Below are 22,164 nucleotides of genomic sequence, written 5' to 3' on the forward strand. Positions count from 1 at the left end.
GTCAGGCACAGTCCGGCCAGGCCCCACGGCACGCGGTCCGCTGATGGGCGTCACGAGTCGGCGAGGCGCGAGGCTCCGGCCGCCGCACCGGGGCGGGGCGAAGTTTCTTCAGAGAGCAGGGGCGACGCGTTTGAGGTAGGCGGTGACGGGGCTGGTTTCGGCGCGTTCGACGCCGTCCAAAGAGCCGATCCGGTCACTGAGGTAGGCGTAGAGGGCGTCCTCGTCCCGGCACACGGCGATGGCGATCAGGTTGTGCGGGCCGGTGATGGCGCCCACGAACGCCGCCTCGGCGTCCCGGGACAGGTCCCGGGCGACGGCGGCGAGCCGGGCGGGTGTGACGGTCAGCCAGAGCAGGCATTGCACGGTGTAGCCGAACAGCCCGGGGTCCGTCTCGACGGTGAACCGGACCGCTCCGGACCGGCACAGTTCGTCCAGGCGGCGCCGGACGGCGGACTCGGACCAGCCGACGTGGCGGGCGAGCCGTGGATAGGCGGCCCGGCCGTCGACGGCCAGAGCGGGCAGCAGGAGACGGTCGAGGTCGTGCGGGCCGACCGGAGCGGCGCCATCGGCAGGTGCGGGCGGCCGTAGCGCGACGATCTGTTCCGCGGTGAGAGCCGAGGTCCGGCCGCGCCAGCAGTCGTCCATCAGGTGGCGCAGCAGCCGATAAGCCGCCACATCACGGATGCGCGGGTGGCGGGTCAACTCCTGGAGCGGTGCCGGCCCGGGAGTGCGGAGGACGAACACGATCTCGGTCCCGCTCGACACAACGGTCACCCAGGCGGTCTCCGGACGACGTGCCAATGCCTGGGCGAGGTCCGCGGAGTCGGACGGCACGACGCGAAGGCGCACCAGCCACTCGCCATGACCGGTCCTGCTGCTGGCGACGACCCCGGAGACCCGGGCGGCACCGGTAGCGCGCAGCCGCGCGAAGCGCCGGGCCACGGTGCGGTCGGAGACTTCGAGGACTTCGGCGATCTTGCTGAACGAAGCGCGCCCGTCGAGTTGGAGTGCATGGAGCAGTTTCAGGTCGAGCGAATCGAGCGTGACCGAATCCACCTATTCAGGGTATCCCGGTGTCGGATCACGGCGTCGTATTCGTTCCTGAGGGACGGCAGACAGCGGCCGACGCAGGATGGCCGCATGAAAGGTGACATCCACGGTTTCCACCACGTCGGAATTCTGACCCGCGACCTGGAGCGGCTGGAGCAGGCCTACATTTCGTGTGGCTTCACCCTGAGCCCGCGTTCCCGGCACCTGCTGAGTGAGCGTCCCGGTGACGAGCCGGTGCCCGGGTGCACGGCCAACCGGTGCGTCCTGTTCGGCGGAGGTTACATCGAACTGCTGGGCATCGTGGACGAGACCGCGCCCGACCCCTGGCATACCAGGGAGATCGCCGACCAGTACGAGGGGTTCCGGCTCCTGAACTTCGATACGGACGACGCCGAGATTGCCGGCCTGCGGCTGACCGGCACCGGATTGCGGACCTCAGGCGTCCTGGACCTGAAGCGCGAAGTCGACACCGAGGACGGCCCCCGCACCGTACGTGCCCGCGCCCTGCACCTCGATCCCCGTACGACCTCCGAGGGATATCTCGGCATCGCCCAGCACCTCACCCGTCAGTACGTGCACCAGCCGCGCTACCTCGTCCACCCCAACGGGGCCCGGAGCCTGGACGCGGTGCTGATCGTGGCCGGTGATTCTGAGTTCGATGTGATCAGGGACCGGTATGTACGCCTGCTCAGGGCCGAGCCCCGGCAGCAGGGCTCAATGACCGTGCTGGAACTGCCGGCCGGCCGGCTGGAGATCGTCCGGGCATCGGACGCGGGCGAGGTGCTACCCGGGGAGCCCGCACCGGCTCTGTCCTACCTGGCCGCCGTGACCGTCCGGGTCGAGGACGTCACCGCAGCCCGTAAGACCGTCGAAGACGGCGGTATCACGACCCGGACGACCGGCGGAGGGTTCCTCGTGTCCGCACATGACGCCTCCGGCGCCACCGTCTTCTTCACCGCCTAGCGATCGCCGCGACGGCCGCCGCCCGGTCGGCGGCCCATCACTCGCCCCATTCGGGTCCCGCCGAGCGGCCGGCTCTGCCAAGTCATCGGCTCGGTCACACGACGACTCACCGACAGAAAGCACGATCATGCTCGTAAGCCTCATGTTTCTCCTCGCCCCCTGGCTGGGGTTTCGTCTGTTGGGCCTGCTCGGCCTCACCCGTTTCGCCACTTGGCGGATCAGCGCGGCGCACGCGCTGGCTGTGATGCTCGTGCTCACCGGAAGCGCGCACTTCGTCCCCGACACCGTTACGGTGATGCCGAGTCATGCGGACCTGACAGCCATGGTTCCGCCCTTCGTGCCGTTCCCGGATTTGATGGTCTACGCGACCGGTGTGCTCGAATTGCTCGGCGCCCTGGGGTTGGTCGTCACCGCGACCCGCTCCGCCGCAGGCGTCTGCCTTGCGCTGCTGTTCGTTGTGCTTGTTCCGGCGAACGTCTACGCCGCGATCGAGGGCGTACCGCTGAACGGCGATCCGGCCACACCCTTGTGGCTCAGAATCCCGGAGCAGATTGTCTACATCACGATCGCTCTCTGGGCGACCAGGCCCGTCGGGACCACCGAGGATCACCGCGCGGTGACGCCGCCCCTGTGGCCCTCACAGACGAGTGGCGAGTGAAAACGCCAGTGGCATGTCGTGAGGCAAGCTGATGACGTGAGTGTCCATGTGCCCCCGGACGATGTCGGAGCCCCCCGGGCGCAGGCCGGTCCCAATCCGCAGCACCTGTTGACGACCTTGCTCGGCGAGTACCTCGACTCCTCGGATGCGGGCCTTCCCTCGATGGCGGTGGTCGCGATGCTCGGGGAATTCGGCATCAGCGAGCCCAGCGCGCGGGCCGCGTTGTCCCGCCTGACCAAGCGTGGCCTGATCGCCGTGCGGGGATCCGGACGGCCGCCCGTGTATCACCTCACGCCTCAGGCGATCGCCAGGCATCGCTCCCGCATGGATCACTTCCTGAGCTTCGGCGCACGCCCACCGCAATGGACCGGCGACTGGGTGACCGTCTCCTTCTCGATCCCCCAATCCGGTCACGCACAGTCGGGTCAGGCACAGTCCGGTCAGGCCCCACGGCACGCGGTCCGCAAGGCGCTGGGCTCGCTGGGTTTCGCGCGGCTGTACGACAGCGTGTGGATCCGGCCGGGAACCGACTCCGGCCCGGTGACCCAGGCGCTGCACGCCATCCTGGACGACGTCGACGGTGGTCGATGGTCGGTGATGCACACCCGGTTCGACGAGGAGGCCGGCCCGCACGGTCCGGCCGCCGCCTACGATCTGGCCGGCCTCGCCTCGGCCTACGAGGATTTCATCGCGCAGTACTCGGACCTGCGTACGGCCGTCCGCAACGGGCAGATCGACGCGACGGGGGCGCTGGTGGCCAGGACCTCCGTCATGGATTCCTGGCGGAAGTTTCCGGACATCGACCCGAACCTTCCCGAGCATCTCCTGCCGGCACCGTGGCCCCGCCAGGCTGCCAGGGAGCTCATGCTGGAGATCCATTCCGCTCTCGGCTCGCTCGCCGAGGCGCGGCTCATCCAGGTTGTGACGCCGTACTGGCCGGACGCCGCCTCCTGGATCACCCACTTCCAGGCATCGGAGAATTCAATATCGGCCCCGGCCGGCGGGGACGGCTAAAAGAAACTTTCACGCCCCCGAACGGCTGCCCGGCCGACGGGGCGCGTTTCGTGACCGCCGTGGCGTGACGGATTCCCGCCTGGCCGCCGCCCGCCGGGACTCCGCCGGAGCGTCAGCCGGCCAGGCGCTGTGACCTGCGCCGGAGCCGCCTGCACCGGTCCGTCCTCCCGGCGCTGGGCAGGGGAACGCCGACACCGGCCCGGAGGTTGACCGGCCACCCCCGGATTCGAGTGCGTCAGTGGCGTTTCCGGTCTGCGCGCGCACCACCTGACGTGCCGAGTGCGGTCGCTTGACACTTTGTATTACCGCAGTGATAGTAACTGCACGCTGTTCCCCATCGGCTCGTTCCGCCCGACACAGGCGCAAACTCGCGGTCGATGGTCCGCCATATCGATCTGCAAATCCGGTTGGCGCCGATGAGCCTGACCGCGGTGGACGTTGTCGTGCCATTGGCGGGATCCATCGGCGTGCGCCGCGCATGCCACATCCGACATAGAGCGCCGTTGTGACACCTCGGAGGGCGAAATGAGAAAACGCTCGTTCATCAGCGCAGTGCTGGCGGCCGCGGTCGCCCCACTCTGCGCCGGAATAGTGGCGCTCACCATGACGCCGGCCGCCGCGGCGGCCGGCGGCTCGGGCCCCTATCCGGCCGATTACGAGACCTCCACCAGCCTGCCCAATCACACCATCTACCGGCCCGGGACCCTCCCGTCCGAGAAGCTCCCCATTTTCGTCTGGGGCAACGGCGGCTGTTCCGCGAACGGGACGGGGCAGTTGAACTTCCTCCGCGAGATCGCCTCGCACGGGTTCCTGGTCATCGCCAGCGGCAGCCCGAACGGCTCCGGTTCGACGACGTCCCAAATGCTCACGCAGTCCATGGACTGGGCGGTCGCGGAGAACAGCCGCCAGGGCAGCAAATACAACGGCAGGCTCGACACCAGCAAGATCGCCGTGGGGGGCTGGTCATGCGGAGGGCTGGAGGCCTACGCCGTCTCCAACGACTCACGTGTCACCACGACCACCATCTTCAGCAGCGGGTTGCTGAACGACTCCGACGACTACCAGCTCCGCCGGCTGACGAAGCCGATCGCCTACTTCATCGGCGGGCCCAGCGACATCGCCTACCCGAACGCCATCGACGACTGGGGCAAGTTGCCGGCGGGGCTGCCCGCGTTCATGGGCAATCTGAACGTCGGACACGGCGGCACCTACGACCAGACCAACGGCGGCGAGTTCGGCCGCGTGGCGGTGCTGTACCTCAAGTGGCGGCTCAAGGGCGACACGACGGCCGGCGCCAACTTCGTCGGCCCCAACTGCGGCCTGTGCAACACCCAGTGGCAGGTGCAGCAGAAAAACCTCACGCTCGACGGTGGTACCTCGTCCCCGTCCCCCAGCCCGTCTCCCGGTGGCCCGTCACCCAGCCCGACCGTGACCCCGACCTCTGGTGGTGGCAGCGGGCCGATCAGGGGAACGGCCTCCGGCCGCTGCCTGGACGTGACCGGGGCGAGCACCGCGGACGGCACCCAGGTGCAGCTGTGGGACTGCAACGGCCAGACCAACCAGACCTGGACGTCCACCTCCGCCGGTGAAATCCGGGTGTACGGCAACAAGTGCCTGGACGCGGCCGGCACCGGCAACGGCGCCAAGATCCAGGCTTACGGCTGCTGGGGCGGCGACAACCAGAAGTGGCGCGTCAACTCCGACGGCACCATCCAAGGTGTCCAGTCCGGACTGTGCCTCGACGCCGTCGGACAGGGCACCGGCAACGGCACCAAGATCCAGCTGTACTCCTGCCACGGCGGCACCAACCAGAAGTGGGCCTGGACCAGATAGCCCGCACCTGTGGCCTGCGGCGCGGAACACCTCGCCGCAGGCCACGACCCGGCATCGCTGCCGCTCTCAAGAGACGGGGAGCGGCAGCAGATGACAATGGCGGTGTCGAAGCGCACCGCGCAGGCTTACCGCGGAGCTCGTGCGATCATCTGGGACGTGCCTACCGATCTGCGCAGCCGATGGAATCACAACACGCATTACCATCACCTGGCTTTGCAGGCCGTGGCGCCCGGAGCGAAGACGGCTCTGGACGTAGGCACAGGCGACGGTCTGCTGGCGGCCGATCTACGCGAGCTGGTGCCACAGGTGACTGCCATCGATCTGGATCCTGCAGTCCTCGACCGGGCTCGCGCCACAGGGGCGGACGTGGACTGGGTCGTGGGCGACGTCATGAGCACTCCCGCATTTTCATCCCCGAGCTCGATGACGAATGCGTTGGCCATGCGGGTGCGACGCTGCATCAGACTGCTCCCACCGTTCTCACCCACGCCGAGTCGTTGATCGCGTTGGACCAACTGGCCGTGGCCCCGCTGGGGGCGCCGTGGAGTCGCGACTGCCTTACTGGAGGCTGTTCGAGCCGCGGGGCGGGAGGCCGCATCCTGGCCGCCGAGCGTGATCAGTCGGAGGATGTGCTTGTGAAGAGACAACCGCAGATCCTGGCATGTTCGGGGGTGCTGTATCCCCCTGAAGGCTTCCGGCATCCAGGCGTTCAGATTTGGCAGGCGATGCAGTTGGCAGGCGTACGCAAGCCGCGAATGTGCCTTATCGCCACGGCTGTCGGGGACTCACGAGAGCACATCGATAGTTGGTACGTGCGGGGGAGTTCATTCGGAGACGCGGACCTGACTCATCTTCAGTTGTTCACTCAGCCGAACGTCCCCGACGTACGGTCCCATCTTCTGTCCCAAGATGTGATCTTCGTAGCCGGGGGCAGTGTGGTGAATCTGCTGGCGGTGTGGCGGGCTCACGGCCTCGATGCGATCCTGCGAGAGTGCTGGGAGGCGGGTGTGGTGCTGGCCGGTCAGAGCGCGGGCAGCCTGTGTTGGCACCTGGGCGGAGTGACCGACTCCTTCGGGGACGACCTGGATCCCATCGATGACGGTTTGGGCTTCCTGCCGTTCAGCAACGGCGTCCACGACGATTTGGGCGACCAGCCCAGGCGGTCTCGTTTCCGCCGGCTCATCGGCGAAGGCGTTCTCCCCGCCGGTTACGCAACTGAAGACGGCGTCGCTCTCCACTATGTGGGCACCCGGCTTCATGATGTCCTCAGCGTCCTTCCCGGCCGGAACGCATGGTTCGTCGAGGCCGACGGTGAAGGAAAGCACCGGGAAACAGCCATTCCCGCACGTTGCTGGCTCCCCTGAACACAGGGTGCGTCAAATCTGAGGCGTGCCTCACCGCGTGGACGGGTGGATAGGGCGAGGTCTGCGCACGGGACGGTCCGGGCCTCTGACGGCCGGGGCCGGCCCCCAGACATCCCATGCGCTCAGATGTCAAGCTGCAATCTCGATGTCTTCTTCGGTTCGCCTCCCGCGCGATGCGACCACGCGGTTGCTTCGTCGTATTTGGCGCCTGTTTTCAGGCAACCGTGGAGGATTCCCACCAGCCGGTTGGCGAGTTGGCGGAGAGCCGCATGATGACCGACCTCGTGTGCGTGAGATGTATGCGCGGCCAGCTGTTCGCCCGGACACCTCAGCGCTCCTCTCCGGGTTCGCCGTCGCCCTGTTGCTAGCGGTCGCGAGATCGGTTCTTCTTGAGGTGGCGCCAGAAGATCTTGAAGTGATGCCACCAGATGTAGGCGGCGGCGGTGCCGCCGATTACTCCCCCCACGAAGTCGTCGCCGGCCAGGAGATCGTGAAGGCAAACGAACAAGACAACTGGGCCGCCGATGAGAATGAACCATCCCGTCCATGCGTCATCACAGCGGCCCTGCTTGTGCCCGGATTCGTCGGAGGGGTCGGCCACAACAGCAATCTAGCTGGCGCTGATTGACTGTGCACTGGCCGCCGAGCCGTCCAGGTCAGGCTGTCGGCATGTGGGCCGTGCTCAGGACGTCGGCACGCGAGGATGACCCGCGGCGTCGCCTCTCAAGGTTGTACAGACTTTTCGTCGGACCCGCATGCCAGAATCCCCATGATCTGTCTCTAGAGAGAACGGGATTTTCATGAGCGGCTACGACTGGCTCGATGACGATGCGTTCTGCGCGACATTCGTCCGCGGCCTTACCCCGCACGAGGCGCTGGCCCGCCTTGGCATTGACGTATTCGACGGCGATGACGAGGAAGGCGAAATCGAGGAGGGCCTCATCTCTGCCCGGTCAGCCGAGGGTGGCACCATTCTGAGCGAAGACAACGGCTACGCCGGCACGCTGGACGAGGTGCTGCGATCCTTGTCGGCCGGGACGGTTACGGCGAGCGTCTTCGTCAACGTGAACAGGCTCGCGTCCTTCGAGCATTACGCCGACGGCCGTAGGATCCTGTCCTTCGATCCGCTGTTTCCCGGCGACGAGGACGGCATCCCGGAGGACTACCTGGCCGACCGGCTCGAGTTCGGGCTGGTTGGTGACGAGTCGGAGGGCGGGCTTGCCGCTGCGCTGCTGCTGGCCGAGCGCATCACCGAGGTGCGGCCTAACGCGTCGAGTGACATCGTGGCCGCTCACGGCGTTCTCGAGTACTGAGCCGCTTCCGCCCTGTTTCCACGGCGAACACAAGGTGCACGATATGCCCGTGACCGGAGGATCTCGGTTGCCGCCGGGGCCCTTCGCTGTGCTCGGGAGGGCTCGGAATCAATCCGGAAGCTGCCGGGATCCGCCTGGCGACCTGTGGAAACGTGGTCAAGATCATCCGGATATGTTCCGGGAGTGGTCGCCTGGGGCTGCATCCGGCGGCGTACGGCTGCGCATGCGATCAGGGCGTGATCAAGCGCAGAAGCCCAGCTCAGAGGGCATCTGGGCTGGATGGAGGAGCGCGCCCTGAGGGATTCGAACCCCCGACCGTCGGATCAGAAGTAGATCGCCGTTCCTCGCCCCCATGGCGGTTTGACTTGCGGCAGGTCTCTCGCTTCCACCCGGCTGAGGGCAGATCATTCCGAGTATGTTCCGGATCTTGCCGGATACACCTACGCGTAGAAGCCTCGCCCGTACTCCTCCCGAGACTTTCCGTAGCCCGATGTGACGTCAAAACTGCTCGCGTTCCCAGGACGGTCCCGCAATGTTCGGCGGCGTAGTCACCCAGCCCTTGACGCAATGCCAAGTGGCGGGCCACTCATGAGGAGGACGCGCCAGGATCTCGCAGACCTCGCGCGCCAGTTCGGTCGGGCTGCGGCCGCGCCAGGGAGTGGCGACGAAGATCTGGTAGTCATCCTCGCTCTCAAGCCAGACCTCGAACAGATCAGGATCTCGGGGGACGGCTCTCTTGGCGCTGAGGCCGTAAGTCAGCAGTCGGTCATGGTCAATGGTCGTCAGGACCAGCCGCCCCGCGGTGCGCATCGGGGTCTCCCACGAATGATCCGCGGCGACCCGCGCGACCTCCAGCTCGTACTGAGTGGCCGAGAAGCAGGCGCCTCGGTCCGCGGGCACCTCTCTCGACCATTCCCAGCGCACCAGGTCCCCATCACGGGTGATGGTGACGTCCGTACCCCCGCAGTCGTAGACGCCGCATGCGCCGCAACGAGCGATCGCGACAGTGTGCGACCGGGCATCGGCCAGCAGTCGATCGGCCGGGACCAGAACGTCGTACGGATCCATTCCCAGCCCCGCCCCGGCGGAGGTCATCTCCGCTCCGTTGACGTAGACCTGCAGCTGGAATGATTCGCTGCCTGGCCTGCTGGACGCGGGCGCGACCGCCAAACGGAGAAGGTCGACGCCCAGTTCTCGGCCGCTCCCGTTCACACCACTCATGATCCTCCATCACGACGGCCTGACCGTCCGCTTTCAGCGATAACCCCTGGGGAGACGGCTCGCGGCAGGACTGGGAGGAGCGGAAATCGACTGGCCCCGGCTTCAGCGTCAAGTCATCGAGCCGTTGCGGGACGGGCGCAAAGCAGCTTACGAGCGATACGACTGGCCAGCCGATTCGCTTGCCGAGACGCTGACTGTATCAGCTCGGGGATACATCGTTATCGAAGGCGTCTCGGTCACCCGTGAAGAGCTACGCGGTGCATACGACCTGCGCGTATGGGTGGAGGCTCCCTATGAGGTGCGGCTGGTACGCGGCACCGAGCGCGACGCGAGCGCACGGGATATATGGGAGAAGGAGTGGACCCGCCGACGCCGACAATGCGAGACGTTCCTATCCCGCCGGAACTGGTGAAGATCCTGCGCCCCCACCTGGAGACCTTCGGGATGGCGAAGGACGGCCGGCTGTTCCGGACGAGGACAGACGGCGTGATCTCGGGCTCGGCGTACGCGAAGATCTGGGAGGAGGCCCGTAGCTAGGGAAGCAGTTGGTAAGGACGAGGCTCGGGAAGAGTGCGCCGCGGTATTCCTCGTCAAGGCGGTGCACCAGCCGCCCGAGATCACGACGATCTGCGGGCGGCAGCCGACGCAGTGCGAGTTCCAGGGCGTCGCGCGCCGCTGCGGGATCACAGCATGGACACTGATATGGCGAGAGATACAGGTTGCGGCCCCGGCGTCGCAGGAAGCTCTTGTATTGATCAAGGGATTGAGCCACGAAGTCCGTCCCCAGCCCTTGGGCCTCCAGCCGCGCGATCGCCGCGAGAGTCCGGCTGGATATACCGGGAATCTGACGAGCCGATCGCTCCCGTCTCGGGACTGCTGCCTGGTGGAAGCTGGCGAAATCTGCCGGACGACCTGTGGAAACGTGGTCAAGATCATCCGAATATGTTCCGGGAGTGGTCGCCTGGGGCTGCATCCGGCGGCGTACGGCTGCGCATGCGATCAGGGCGTGATCAAGCGCAGAAACCCAGCTCAGAGGGCATCTGGGCTGGTGAGAGGAGCGCGCCCTGAGGGATTCGAACCCCCGACCGTCGGATTAGAAGCGGAATGCCGACTGCCACGCCCACTGCACCTCCGACCTGCACCGCAACCTGTCGGCAACCGATCGACCAGCGGCTCCATCCCGCGCATATCCCGCAACGGTGCCCAGCCCCCGTTACCCGGTGGGCCGGGGTCTGGCGAAGCCCCCAGCGGTAACGGCGGCTGGCGGGTGTGGCCAGACCCAGGCCGCTGCGGACCGCTGGATTGTAGGGAGGTCGCCGTGGCCATTGCGCCGACTGTGGTGAGCGCGGGCGCCGGGTGAGGTGGTCAGGGCCGCAGGTCGGCCGTCGGATGCGCGTTTGCTATCCCCTGGGCGCTCACGAGCGCTGCATGGAAGTGCACATCTTGTCAACATCCCACTTGGGAGCGAGAGTTACGGTGTCGGGTTCGTCATTGAGGGAAGAGGCGGTTGGAGTGCCAGATAAGCTACGTAAATCGTCCAACCAATTCCGGTGGCTGTGGGTATGGCTAGCATTGATCATTGGCCTTGCATCGGGCTCGTCCGCGACTGTTCTTTTATGGGGCAAAGGCACGGCTGACCACAAAGACGCCATCGACTTGGGCTGGAAGATTGCGGCGGCCGCACTAGCAATTCTTGCCACCTTTATTACTGTGCAGCGCCTACGTCTAGGACAACAGGAGCATCTCCACAAGGTCGATGTAGATCAAGCCGTCGGACATGACGCCGCTGAGCGCAGAATCACCGATCTGTATGCGAAAGCCGCGGAACACATCGGCCACGAAAAGGCAGCCGTTAGGTTGGCCGGCATGTACGCATTAGAGCGCATCGCCCAGAATTACCAAGAGCACAGACAAACCATTGTTGACGTGATCTGTGCATATCTGCGCATGCCGTACACTCCGCCACCAGGAACCAGCGTGCGATCGGTGGCAGAACGGATCTCCCCTTCCCTGGCAAAAGTAAGTAAGAACACTCAAGAGAGTGGCCAGGAAGAAGTAATCGAGGTTGTGCAGGAGCTTCAAGTCCGACTAGCTGCACAAGACATACTCTGCCGACACCTTAGATGCGAAGACTCGGAGACCTCCAATAATTCCAACTTCTGGAAGGGGATGCGAGTAAATCTAATCGGCGCATACCTAGAAGATCTGGATTTTGAGAATTGCCGACCCGAGTCAATCGAATGCAACAATGCAACCTTTGCTGGCGTCACAAACTTCAATGGAGCGCAATTTGAGGGCGACGCCGACTTTTATGATGCAGTTTTCCATAGTGCCACATGGTTTGGGGCCGCACGATTTTGCGGTACGGCTGGCTTTGGAGGAGCCAAGTTTATGCACACGGCATCTTTCATGCCAAGCACATTCTTTAAAGATGCAGTATTTACGGAGGTTGAGTTTCGAGGCGATACAGTATTTGCGAAGACGCTGTTTAGGGGCGATGCCATTTTTGCTGGCGCCACTTTCGCTCCCCATACCCAATTCGTGGTTGTGAATTTCACTAAAGGTGCAACCTTTGAAGATGCGAAAGTTGACAAGTCTGCTACATTTGAAGGAATTTCGATTTCCGGAGAATCGCAACAGATATGGCCTCTAGGATGGCGCCTCGAACCCTATCCCGACGGGCGTGATGAGCAGCACCTTGTCTATTACTCGCAGCAGAAGGAGGTCGACAGCATGTCCAATCCCTACTGAAACTCCGGTCTTGCTGTAGCCCGACGATGTGCGAACTTGGTCGAGGAATACCCGGCGGAAGGTTAGTTTTCCCTCCAGAAGGTATTTCTTGCAGATCGCGCGGTGTCCGCCGCAGCGCACCCAAACGCCAGCCGCTCAGAGTCTTCTTACATCCCTACTCGCTTCTGACCGAGACTGGCGCACCACACGACAAGACGACAGCGCGGTTGCGGCGTTGACATCTAACCGTCACCTTGGCTTCAACCTCAGCCGGGCATCTCGGTGGGCCGGGACTGAGGAACGAAGTCCCGGACCTTCGATCGCCCCTAATCAGGTGCGGAGACCGGCTATAGCAGGGCGATCGTAAGGGCCGCATGAGACGGCGGCGAGGACCTCAGATATGGGCCAGTGGGAACAGATGGTGCGTGCGCCTGGCGTGGCTTGGAGCCGCCGGCGGCCGGGACCGGCCCCCAGGCCGCACGCCCGGCCGCCGAGCGGGCGTAGGGCCGCGAGGCGGCGCGAAGCGCCGCTCTTGATATCTATGAGTGTAATTCGGCAACACCTAGGCCCGATACTTGCCCTGTCCCGGAACATACTTGACAAGTGCCGTGTTCGGTCTTGCTCAGCCTCGGTACTCGGTAGCAAGGCCGGATGGAGAAAGGCCGCGCGGCAGCACTCTTATCGCCCGTACAGCTACGGATGAGAAGGCGTAGCTAGGCCACAGTCATCCATGGCTGAGTCACGACTCCACAGAAACATTGTGATCAACGCCGAGTTGGCGGAGTCCTTCGTTAACCACCAGGTCGAGAGTCTGACGCGAGATCCCTCCAGCAGCGTCGGTAGTGATGGTGAAGTTGATCTCAAGAGTCGCTCCTTGAGCCGCGAGTGGCAGCACGGCGACCTTGAGCACGTCTCGCGCTTTGTCTGCTGGCACGTGGTTTACCTGGATGGTCAACCGCGTCGGATCAGCAGAGGCTGGCGGAGGGGAAGGAGCCGGCCCAGTGTCCGATCCTGGGCTACCAATGGCAGGCCCGCCCTCTACTGGAGGCTCGTTCACGGTAGGAGGGGCTGGGGGAGGCGATACCGGCGGCTCGGGGGCCCGCTGTTCGAGGAGTGTCTTGGCCACAGTGGCTCGGATGAGCCAGGTTCCTGGCTGGAACTGGACCTCAGTGGGATCTACGTGGGTGCCGAACTTAATGATCGAGTCGTCGGCGTCCCATGCCGATCCTGATGCTAAGGCGAAGACCTTCTGCTGGACACCGTTGATGAGACAGGTCCGCAGAACCTCTGTCGAAGCGATTTTGGGCAGGCGCGGGTACCTGTGAAATGCGTCAAGAAGCTTTGAGATCTCGACAATCTTTTGGTCGGCAGGCACGAGCGCGAAGCGTTCGGAGAGTAGGGCGGCAGGTGCTAGCCCATCGAGAAGCCTGTCGGTGGCTTTTAAGTGTTCAGTTACCCTGGCTGGGATCGTGTCATTCACCTTGGCTGGGCCGAGGTCAATGTGGTCGACGACGACCCCTCCGCTTCCATTTGTATCTGCGGCGAGTACTAATACGTGCCGGTAGGCCATCACCAACTGTGACGGGAGCCGGTCCTCGTACTTCTTGATGCGCGATAACAGGTCCTCGCGCTGTTCCTCGTTGAACCTCTTGAGTCGGTGCTTGTCCTCACGCAGGTCTATCATCGCTGCTAATGTGCGCGCTGTGGCACGGGCTTTGGATAGCGCATTGCCGTCGGCAGCGATGAGGACGCTAGCGTTCTTGTTAGTGCGCCCCGCTGGGCCGCGCTGGGTCAGGACCGTTTGGGCGTGTGCCTTAGTTGTTTCGGTGGCACCGATGCCAATGGTGTGCTCGTAGTCGAGGACGCCCAGAAAGAGGCGGCCTTCATCGGGGAGGTCAGAGCTCTCATCGACATGGAGCTCTACTCGCCAGGGGGCCTGGCTAGGGGCCACTCTTGATAAGGCGCGGTTGAGAAGTTCGACTATCGGCTCTTCGCCGATTGCTCCTTCCCGTTCGACGATGACCTTGTTGAGATTGGGATCAGTTGTGAATCGGTATCGGCCCCCTTCGTAGCGCATATACCACGCGGCGTTCTTGAAGGCGTCGCGCACGTCCTCGATTACACCTCGCGACAGGCCAGGCCGTCCGACTCCGAGTAGCATCTGGGGCGCGGACGCGCCAACAACTCGGTCGGCGCCAAACGAGTTGAGGAAAGCAGTGGTGCCTAGTCCCACGGCAATGCGGTTTGCGGCGACCTCACCACCACGCCGCTTGTCCTCCTGGACGGCCCGCGAGTCATCCCGGATGAGGTCGGCGTTCAGGGCAGCCTTGTAGGACTCACCAGCGAAACGAATCACCTCGGCGCGGACCCCAGCGTCGCGCAGCGGGACATCGCCGGGATGGATGAGTGGGGCTTTGTGCTTGGCCTGGGCGAGCGCCTTGACCGTGTGCGCGAGGGAGCGCAGGGCACCCCGTGTGCGTTGGAAACCGGAGAGCGATCCCCAGCGATTCGTGAGGATATCGATCAATTCTGGATGGAACGGGTAGGCCGCTTCGATCCGGTCTCGATATTCCGCATCTCGGAAGGTCGAGGGAAGCACATCGCCGAGCTGCTCATAGTAAGCGCCATAGGCATCGGCCACTGCACGGCGATCCTTGGGGTCACCGACGGTGTCGAACAGCCGCGTGTGCAGGATCGGGAAGATGTCGTCTCCCTCGACTGGGGTGACGATGCTTTCGGTACGGCCCACCACCTTGGAAAGACGCTCCTGCATTTCCTGGCCGGCAACAGTCGCGTAATCCTCCATACGAGATGAGGTCAGCGTTGCTAAGAGGCAGGCACCCTTCACGTTGGACGCCGCGGTAGCGAGTTCCTTGATGACCGTTAGTGTGGTGGCCGCCAGCGACCCTTCGTGGCTGCGAGCTTCAAGCGCCTTGTTGAGGTACTCCAGCGTCTCGTCCATAAGGATCAAGCACGGTGAGTAGCGCTCAAGAAGTTCGACCATCTGCGCGGTGGACGTGCCACGAAGTCCCTCATCCTGTGCCTTAATAAGCGCGAACCCATCAGCGCCGCCAAGCTGCCAAGCCAAATGCCCAAGGAACGAGTGGACAACGGTGCCATCGGGCATAGTCTCAGGATCAACAAGCATCGCGGAGCCATCGAGGACCACTGTCTGGGCCTTCGGCAGTGTCCCCGTCTTGAGCAAGGCCGCGAGGCCACGGGCGAGCTTGGTGTGCGCAACCTTGTCGGGTGAGTGAAACAGGTGATAGGCCGCGAGCAATGTGTGCGTCTTTCCGCCGCCGAACTCCGTCTGCATCCGATGAACGGCTGCCGCCGAGGGGTCGCCGCCGAGGCGGTTGCCGATCTCGACTAGGGCCGCCCGCAGGTTGGCAGTGAGAAACGTCTTGGCCGCGAATAGCGCTGGATCAAGGTAGTCGATAGGGCCCTTGCCTCGCGCAACAAGCCCAAGGTCCGCCGCGAACAGGGATTCGTCGAACGATCCGTCAGCGATATCTCCATGAGGTACTGCGACGTTCAGCCAGCTCTTCAGGTTCGCCATGATGATCTCCGTTCAGAACAGCTGATTGTCGGAAGGCCCGACATGCTTGGCCGCCGCTTCCGACAAACCCTCGCGATTGCCCCCCAATCCGAGTAATAAGGTACGTTCTCGATCGCCTTCTGGGAGGGCCTGCGTGATCGCCGAGACCATCGCCCAGAAGCCGGGTTCGTTGCCGGCCCCGGTAGCACTCAAGAGCTCCACGAGTTCATTGCGACGTCCTTGATCGTGAAGTTGGGCAGCCAGATGAAGCACATCCACCAACGCTGGAGATGGGCCAAGCACAATCTTCTTGCGCTCGTCCGGGCCAGCCAGGCGGTAGCTGACGTCCTTACCGGCACCCTGCTTCTGGACGAGACCGTTGGGACGGGTGAGCTCTTCGAGATCGATCTCAAAGGCGCGGCAGAGCATGTACGCCTCGTCAGCTGGAATGGCAATGCCGTCGTAGGCCCAGCGCCAGGTCAGATAAAACAGCGAGCGGCTGTCGAGCGCTACGAGCGACTCACCGCCAAGAAGCCGCCGCATGGCATGCCGGGCCACCGCTTGACGTGCGAGCACCATGAGCTGGTCGACATCGACCTCCTCGCCAGACAGGCGCACCACGCGGGAATACCGAGCGAACACCTCGAAGGCGGGGCCAACTGCCGAGACGAAATAGTCAGCCCCGGAGAGCTGCATCTCCTCGAATGTCGCCAGGCGCTGTTCCAGACGGGCTTCGAGCTCACGGACGACGTCGTCGTAGAACCCTTCCTGGCGCGTACCGGCCTTGCGACATACGAGCACGACGGAGGATCCCAGGACGGACCCAACATTGGCCGTCGTCCGCCCTTCCCGCTCGGACTGCATCGGCCATGACGTCGTAACGACAAGCCCTGCACCACGGAGGGCTTTAAGAAGTCGCTCCCATGCTTCGACATCAGTGTGCGCGAAAACGATAGATACGATGCCGTCGTCCTTGACGACGCGGGCGACCTCATTGAGCGCGTTCTGGAGACGCCGCTCAAACTCTTCGTGTGAGATGTACTCAGGCGATTTCTTGTCTGCCCGGTTCTCGATGATCTCGGCCTGCTTAGGCGTCAGGGGGGTCAGGAACAGATCTGGATAAAGATGTCCGATGCTCCGCTTGAGCCAGACATAGAAGAAATCGGACAGGTCGCCATACTGGAAGGCGTCATAGTAGGGCGGATCGATGATGACCGCGTCGAACTCTCCATCCCGGAATGGTAGATCTTGGGCGTTGGCCCGCTGCACACGGGATGGGTTGCCCAGGGTTGCATTGGCGCAGTGGACGAGTGCCTTAAGAATCCAATCAATGGCACCATCCCAGTTGCTTGGTCCGTCGGCCATCGGATCGATCTCTGTGAAATCCCAAGCCATTCGAATGGATTGCTGGGGAAAGGTGCTCCTGGGAGCTTCCACTGTAGGTCGCCACGAGGTAAATGAGGAGTTGTAGTCAGCGACTCGGTCCACTGCTAGGCCAAGGTATGTCGTAAGGGCCTTAGCGCGGTTGGCGGCCATTCCCTCGTTGAGCATCTCCTGGTGTGCCTTGCGAACGGTCTGTGCCAGGACCGCCGAGGTGTAGCACTGTCTGGGGGTGTACATCGCCGCCCAGGTATCAATGCCGTAGGTCAGAGGCCGGAGTGTCCTGTATTGCGACTTGACCACGAGCTCATCAGGGACAGCGGTTGTGCCCTCGGGATACTCATCAAGTTCCTCAAGAAGAAAAGTTGCCTTGTCTACAGCATCGATCTCTTCCTTAGTTGGCTCGCGATAAGAACGGTCCCCGTTACGGATCTCCATGATGGCGTAGAGATAGCGCCCGAAGCCGTTCTCCCGGGCATAGCTTCGCAGTTCTTTGTCGGGCCACGACGCCGGGCAGACAGGGCAGGACACGGTGACGGTGGAGCCGCGGCTCGTCTTCGTCCCCTTGGACCAGTCGGTGCCGTCCTCTGGTGCTCCATCTGCCAAACGCAGCTCGACGCGGTCGGGCAGCACGTCGTAATCCACGCGAACCTTGCGACGTGATGAGTCAGCCAACTTCCGGGACGAGATGATAGGGATGATTCGCCCACAGTTTAAGTCTGGGCACGGGATGGTACGCGCCCAAAAGTAAGCCGCTACACGCGCGCCATCGCCGCCCGTACGAGGGAAAACAGTGGCGAGCCGTTGATCCGCCTTCTTCTTCACCCATTCGGCCCAGCGAGTGAGGTCGTCGACAAAGGGGCGTGCCCCATGTTCGTCGACGTCACCGTACAGAGCCGGGTACTCAAGGACACAACGCTGAATCAGATGGGCCACGGGGTTGATGTCGGTGGCGGTGACGTCACACCCGAGCCGAGAGGCTTCAAGCGGGATAGCACCACCCCCAGCGAAACAATCCAGGACTTTGGGGCGCGCAACCGGCCATGCCTTATTGAGAGCCTCACGAAGGGGTGCCATACGCCCACGATCTTGGTTGGCCGCCTCGAATGAGGCGGTGTGTGCGATGGCATGGAGCAGGCCCTTTCGCTCCACCTCGTCATCGGGATCGGGAACGAGACTGGCGAAGACAACTGTCCGTGACATGGCGAGCGGACGACGTGCCCACCACAGGTGCATCGTCGAGATATTGCCGTGTCGAAGATGCTTCTCTCGTCCGGACTGCGCGTTGACCTCGACAAGAGGAAGCTTCTCCTCGATGAGTGCACGTTTCATTCGCTCTCCGATGCGTCGATCACAGGTTGGGGGGCTACACCGAAGCGCACGTCAAGATGAGGCTTGATGCTCCCGCTGAGGGTCTTGGCGGGGTTCTGCACGCGGTAGAGCCGCGGGTTCTCGCTTGCGCAGTCGAGGACGACGTAGAGCCAGTAGTCGTCACCAAGCTCGACCGCCTTGGCATACTCCGACCACGTGAGTACGACGTCCCCCACGCCGCCGCGCCCCTTGACCTCAATGCAGCGACGCTGGATCCCGCGTACGGAGAGCACGTCGAAGCCGACGTTGTCGGCCTCCACGGACTTGATCAGGACAGCGCCGTTCGCATGCTCGTGCGCCATCGTGATCTGGACCGCGATCTGTTCGACTTCCTCATTGCTCATGCCGCGGTCTGGAGTCGTCGAGGCTCCACTCTCATCCGTCTGGTGCGGCGTGATCAAGCATGTAGCGACCACTCGGACAGGCCCACGGCGCACGGTGCGCCCCCGGAGAGCCTCGGCTAGGCGCCGATCGCGCCGCTCCTGGGTCTGGGCTTTGGCGATTTCAGCCTTTCGGAGCCTGCCTTCGGCTCCGATCACACCGCGTTCGACGTCGTCCTCAATGCTGAGGATCTCCTGATCTTGACGTGCTAGGACCGCCTGAAATGATCTGGTGAGGAAATCGTCCTGCACGGCTGCGACCTGGTCGCGCTCCGCCTTCGCCTGCTGGTATCGGTGCTCGAAAAGGTTCCTGCGTGCCCATGCCACAAGACCGTCAGATCCTTCTGGAGCGGGCTCATTCCCTGTTAGGGCTGTCTTGTTGGCGGTGACAAGATCGTAGAGAAACTGCCGGGAAACGTCATAGCCAGACGCTGTCTCAGTAATCGTCGCTAAGGCCCTGTGGACAAGCTCACCATTGCCATCAACCGCGTCGCCGGTGATGACATGTAGCAACGTTGCCTCGCGAGCGTCAGGATCTTGGAAGACACAGCCGCGGTCGAGATCGTGTTCGGTTCGCTCGATAACGAAGTCAACGAGCGCATCGAAGAGCGGATGACCGGGGCCGCACAGCTCAGCTTGGGGGGCGCCCTGATCTCCGTTCGCACCTGGAGGGCGCATGGCAATGGACTTCTCAAACGTGAGACGCGCGTACTCGGGAGCCACGCGCCGGGTGGCGTTCCCGACTCGAGAGCGGGCGACCAGCATGTCCGGCGTGCGGGTCACACGCAGCGTTCCGGGATCCAAGCGCTCCGCGACCTGTCCGCCGGCATAGGTAATTGCGTCGCGGAAGAAGCGCTCCAGGTAGTGAGGGGGCAGACGACGCTCTTCAGCACGGTTCGCTCGATCGCGTTCTGCCTGCCAGTCGATGTGCTCGGTGGCCAGCGCTCGGTCCAGGAGCTCCCGAGCGCGGGCGACTGTGGCTGGATCGAACTCATCAGGGTCGGATCCGAAAGCGTTGACGGCGTCGGCCATGGAGACAGATCCTGCGATCACGTCTTCCAGAAGATCGCGAAGGCGGTATCCGTCGAAGATCTCGCCGATCACATCGAACACCGGGTCGCCTAGCGACTGGCCCATGCGCTCCAGCTTGCGCAGCAGCGTGGCGAGGACTGCGCCTTCTCGCGTGTTGCTCGCGACCAGGTTGAAGATGTGAACATCCTGGGTCTGGCCGATCCGGTGGATGCGGCCCATGCGTTGTTCGAGCCGGTTTGGGTTCCACGGGATGTCGTAGTTGACCATCAGGTGGCAGAACTGGAGGTTGATGCCTTCGCCTGCCGCCTCGGTTGCGATCATGATCTGTGCGCGCTCGCGGAAACGGCGCTCGGCCTCGATCCGTTCGGGAAGCTTGAGACCGCCGTGGATGACTGCCACGTCGAAGTCTCCTGAGAGCTTCTCGACCAGATAGTCGAGCGTGTCCTTGTGCTCAGTGAAGATCAGCAGTTTCTTGGATGGGTCGTCGCGCAGGCCCTGCTCGGTGACAACATCGAGAAGTTCGTTGAGTTTGCGCTCCACGCCACTTGCTTCGGTCTGCTGCGCCTGGATCAGCAATGGCTCCAGGGCTTCAAGCTCCATCCGCAATTCGGTCTCGGTTTGTGGAAGCCACTCCTCCAGAGCGCGCTCCTCAAGGGCCCACCGTTCATCTTCGGTGAGGTCTCCGGACTCCTCGGTCCCGTTGGCAAGTACGGAATCACGGAAGTCGCGGCGTCCACGCAGGTACTGCGCAGGGTCCTCCAGCGCTTTCTCCAGGCGGTCGACACGGCGCTGTAGGGTGCGGCTGATGGCACGCACCGATGACGCCAGCCGGCGCTGCATTGTCGTGAGGGCGAATCCGGCGGTGGAGCTGCCATTGCCCTCACCCCGGATTTCGGCAAGTTCTCTGGAGACGAAGTTGGTGACCGCGCGATAGAGGTCCCACTCTGCGCCCTTGAGGTCGTAGGCGACGGTGTGCGGGTGGCGCGGCTTGAACAGACGCTCGCCTCGCAGGTCGACCATCTGCTCCTTGGAGGTCTTGGAATAGTGGCGAGGGCTGAGCTCAATACGTTTGGGGCACCGGTCTCCGTACGCGTCGGAGTCGAGCAGACGAAGAAGTCCCCACAGCGATTCGTTGCGACCAGAGTGAGGGGTGGCGGTCAGGAGGACGAGCCTGTGCGCGCGGTCGGCAATCTGCTCGGCCGCCTTGTACCGCTCTGACTTCTTCGAGATCAACCCTTTAGCGTCCACCTGCAGGGTGAACCCGTGGGCCTCGTCAATCACAGCGAGGTCCCAGTCCTTCTCGGCTGCAACGAAAGCCGACAAGACCTCCTCGGAGCGCATAAAATCCCGCGAGACGATGACAAAATCGTGAACGTCCCATGGGTTCTGCGTTGGGGCGGAATCGAACACCGCCCGGTCGAAGAGGACCGCATCGATCTGGAATCGCTCCGCCAATTCGCGCTGCCACTGGGGACGCAGGTTGGCGGGAGTGATGATGAGGACGCGGTCTGCCGCCCGGCGAAGCTGAAGCTCCTTGATGTAGAGCCCCGTCATGATCGTTTTACCTGCGCCCGGATCGTCACCGAGCAGGAATCGAAGGCGGGGCTGCTCAAGGAAGTGTCCATAGACCGCCTCCAGCTGATGTGGAAGCGGCGTGATGTTCGAGACTGCAAGAGCCGCCATGTCGTGTTGGAACCCGATTCGGATACGGCGGGCTTCGACTCCAAGGCGAAAGGAGTTGGGGTCTGCATCGAACGAACGAGCGTCCCCGGCGTCCACGAGCTGGACGTCATGAAGCTCATCCTCGGCAAGGGTGACCTCACCGAGAACGCCCTCCACGTCGCGGTACACGAAGTCCCAAAACGGGCCGGGCTTGACTTGCACCAAGGTCACAGGAGTGATGTGACCGGGAAATCGAACACGTGCGTCGGCACGAAGTCGGGCTGGATCGTGCACGCCAGGTGACCCCACACATGCTCCCTGAGGGCCTAGTCAGACAAAACGTGAGCCGCCGGGGGCCGGTCTGCGTGACGATGGCACGCTCCAACCAGCTTCGGCCCGGCGGCCTCTTTGAGGCAGTTCAAAACAGTGTTATCGCATCCTTTCCCATTTGGAACACAGGTTCAACACAGTTGCATATCATAAGCCACCTTGTCCGGAAATGGTCTTTCGGGCTTCCGTAAATGCTGCCCAGGCTGCCCGGAATCCCAAGGAAGGCGCCGTCAGGCCACCTTGAAGGTGATGGGCGACGGCATCAAACAAACGAAATATTGGCCCACTGTCAGACTTGGCTCTGCCTATCCAAATAGGACTTCAA

General features: G+C 63.4%; 16 protein-coding genes. 10 read left to right on the forward strand and 6 right to left on the reverse strand.

Features of this window, described 5'->3' with window-relative positions; genetic code table 11:
* Nucleotides 1-108: 108 nt before the first annotated feature.
* On the reverse strand, nucleotides 109-1,056 hold the full coding sequence (locus AB0O28_RS16185; protein WP_363640707.1) for an Lrp/AsnC family transcriptional regulator: 948 nt from the start codon (nucleotides 1,054-1,056) through the stop codon (nucleotides 109-111).
* Nucleotides 1,057-1,140: 84 nt separating this feature from the next.
* Here AB0O28_RS16185 and AB0O28_RS16190 point away from each other — a divergent pair, with 84 nt between their 5' ends.
* The 6 genes from AB0O28_RS16190 to AB0O28_RS16215 all read left to right on the forward strand — a co-directional run bounded on the left by AB0O28_RS16190 (nucleotide 1,141) and on the right by AB0O28_RS16215 (nucleotide 6,882).
* Complete coding sequence (locus tag AB0O28_RS16190; protein ID WP_363640709.1) at nucleotides 1,141-2,013, forward strand: VOC family protein; 873 nt, start codon at nucleotides 1,141-1,143, stop codon at nucleotides 2,011-2,013.
* A gap of 127 nt (nucleotides 2,014-2,140) precedes the next feature.
* Nucleotides 2,141-2,671, forward strand: coding sequence for a hypothetical protein (locus AB0O28_RS16195; protein ID WP_363640711.1), 531 nt, complete (start codon nucleotides 2,141-2,143; stop codon nucleotides 2,669-2,671).
* A 36-nt stretch (nucleotides 2,672-2,707) separates the two neighbouring features.
* Nucleotides 2,708-3,685, forward strand: coding sequence for a PaaX family transcriptional regulator C-terminal domain-containing protein (locus AB0O28_RS16200; RefSeq protein ID WP_363640713.1), 978 nt, complete (start codon nucleotides 2,708-2,710; stop codon nucleotides 3,683-3,685).
* A gap of 525 nt (nucleotides 3,686-4,210) precedes the next feature.
* A complete protein-coding gene (locus tag AB0O28_RS16205) occupies nucleotides 4,211-5,518 on the forward strand; it encodes an RICIN domain-containing protein (protein WP_363640715.1) in 1,308 nt (435 codons plus the stop codon).
* Between the two features lie 90 nt (nucleotides 5,519-5,608).
* Complete coding sequence (locus AB0O28_RS16210) at nucleotides 5,609-6,019, forward strand: class I SAM-dependent methyltransferase (RefSeq protein ID WP_363640717.1); 411 nt, start codon at nucleotides 5,609-5,611, stop codon at nucleotides 6,017-6,019.
* 224 nt (nucleotides 6,020-6,243) lie between these two features.
* Nucleotides 6,244-6,882: a peptidase E gene (locus tag AB0O28_RS16215; RefSeq protein ID WP_363640971.1), complete on the forward strand. Its 639-nt coding sequence runs from the start codon at nucleotides 6,244-6,246 to the stop codon at nucleotides 6,880-6,882.
* Nucleotides 6,883-7,246: 364 nt separating this feature from the next.
* On the opposite strand, the gene AB0O28_RS16220 is transcribed toward AB0O28_RS16215, so the two are convergent.
* Nucleotides 7,247-7,483, reverse strand: a complete 237-nt coding sequence (locus tag AB0O28_RS16220; RefSeq protein WP_363640981.1) for a hypothetical protein — start codon at nucleotides 7,481-7,483, stop codon at nucleotides 7,247-7,249.
* Nucleotides 7,484-7,682: 199 nt separating this feature from the next.
* On the opposite strand from AB0O28_RS16220, the gene AB0O28_RS16225 reads away from it, so the two are divergent.
* Nucleotides 7,683-8,195 carry a DUF6461 domain-containing protein gene (locus AB0O28_RS16225; protein WP_363640719.1) on the forward strand — a complete coding sequence of 171 codons (513 nt, stop codon included), beginning with the start codon at nucleotides 7,683-7,685 and terminating at the stop codon, nucleotides 8,193-8,195.
* 498 nt (nucleotides 8,196-8,693) lie between these two features.
* On the opposite strand, the gene AB0O28_RS16230 is transcribed toward AB0O28_RS16225, so the two are convergent.
* Nucleotides 8,694-9,416, reverse strand: coding sequence for a hypothetical protein (locus AB0O28_RS16230; RefSeq protein WP_363640721.1), 723 nt, complete (start codon nucleotides 9,414-9,416; stop codon nucleotides 8,694-8,696).
* Nucleotides 9,417-9,501: 85 nt separating this feature from the next.
* Between AB0O28_RS16230 and AB0O28_RS16235 the strand changes: the two genes are divergently transcribed.
* From AB0O28_RS16235 to AB0O28_RS16245, 3 genes are all read left to right on the forward strand, one after another.
* Entirely contained in the window at nucleotides 9,502-9,828 is a 327-nt protein-coding gene (locus AB0O28_RS16235; RefSeq protein ID WP_363640973.1) for a hypothetical protein, read from the forward strand.
* Nucleotides 9,795-9,953: a hypothetical protein gene (locus tag AB0O28_RS16240; protein ID WP_363640723.1), complete on the forward strand. Its 159-nt coding sequence runs from the start codon at nucleotides 9,795-9,797 to the stop codon at nucleotides 9,951-9,953. The genes AB0O28_RS16235 and AB0O28_RS16240 overlap by 34 nt, the downstream gene beginning before the upstream one ends.
* Nucleotides 9,954-10,844: 891 nt before the next feature.
* A complete protein-coding gene (locus AB0O28_RS16245) occupies nucleotides 10,845-12,167 on the forward strand; it encodes a pentapeptide repeat-containing protein (protein ID WP_363640725.1) in 1,323 nt (440 codons plus the stop codon).
* Nucleotides 12,168-12,885: 718 nt separating this feature from the next.
* On the opposite strand, the gene AB0O28_RS16250 is transcribed toward AB0O28_RS16245, so the two are convergent.
* Genes AB0O28_RS16250 through AB0O28_RS16260 form a run of 3 tightly spaced genes read right to left on the reverse strand, consistent with a single transcriptional unit; the run spans nucleotide 12,886 to nucleotide 21,740 of the window.
* Nucleotides 12,886-15,705, reverse strand: a complete 2,820-nt coding sequence (locus AB0O28_RS16250; RefSeq protein ID WP_363640727.1) for a DUF499 domain-containing protein — start codon at nucleotides 15,703-15,705, stop codon at nucleotides 12,886-12,888.
* Nucleotides 15,706-15,717: 12 nt separating this feature from the next.
* The gene (locus tag AB0O28_RS16255) at nucleotides 15,718-18,396 is read right to left on the reverse strand and encodes a DUF1156 domain-containing protein (protein ID WP_363640729.1); all 2,679 of its coding nucleotides are present in this window, start codon (nucleotides 18,394-18,396) and stop codon (nucleotides 15,718-15,720) included.
* Nucleotides 18,393-21,740 (reverse strand): helicase-related protein, encoded by a 3,348-nt coding sequence (locus AB0O28_RS16260; protein WP_363640731.1) that lies wholly within the window; start codon nucleotides 21,738-21,740, stop codon nucleotides 18,393-18,395. The genes AB0O28_RS16255 and AB0O28_RS16260 overlap by 4 nt, the downstream gene beginning before the upstream one ends.
* Nucleotides 21,741-22,164 lie beyond the last annotated feature (424 nt).

The sequence above is a fragment of the Microbispora sp. NPDC088329 genome (assembly GCF_040685655.1).
Classification (GTDB): Bacteria; Actinomycetota; Actinomycetes; order Streptosporangiales; family Streptosporangiaceae; genus Microbispora.

Coding starts and splice junctions, on each gene's coding strand:
- AB0O28_RS16190 (WP_363640709.1), top strand. CDS start 1,141: ATGAAAGGTGACATCCACGGTTTCCACCACGTCGGAATTCTGACCCGC.
- AB0O28_RS16195 (WP_363640711.1), top strand. CDS start 2,141: ATGCTCGTAAGCCTCATGTTTCTCCTCGCCCCCTGGCTGGGGTTTCGT.
- AB0O28_RS16205 (WP_363640715.1), top strand. CDS start 4,211: ATGAGAAAACGCTCGTTCATCAGCGCAGTGCTGGCGGCCGCGGTCGCC.
- AB0O28_RS16210 (WP_363640717.1), top strand. CDS start 5,609: ATGACAATGGCGGTGTCGAAGCGCACCGCGCAGGCTTACCGCGGAGCT.
- AB0O28_RS16215 (WP_363640971.1), top strand. CDS start 6,244: ATGCAGTTGGCAGGCGTACGCAAGCCGCGAATGTGCCTTATCGCCACG.
- AB0O28_RS16225 (WP_363640719.1), top strand. CDS start 7,683: ATGAGCGGCTACGACTGGCTCGATGACGATGCGTTCTGCGCGACATTC.
- AB0O28_RS16230 (WP_363640721.1), bottom strand. CDS start 9,416: ATGAGTGGTGTGAACGGGAGCGGCCGAGAACTGGGCGTCGACCTTCTC.
- AB0O28_RS16240 (WP_363640723.1), top strand. CDS start 9,795: ATGCGAGACGTTCCTATCCCGCCGGAACTGGTGAAGATCCTGCGCCCC.
- AB0O28_RS16245 (WP_363640725.1), top strand. CDS start 10,845: ATGGAAGTGCACATCTTGTCAACATCCCACTTGGGAGCGAGAGTTACG.
- AB0O28_RS16250 (WP_363640727.1), bottom strand. CDS start 15,705: ATGGCGAACCTGAAGAGCTGGCTGAACGTCGCAGTACCTCATGGAGAT.
- AB0O28_RS16255 (WP_363640729.1), bottom strand. CDS start 18,396: ATGAAACGTGCACTCATCGAGGAGAAGCTTCCTCTTGTCGAGGTCAAC.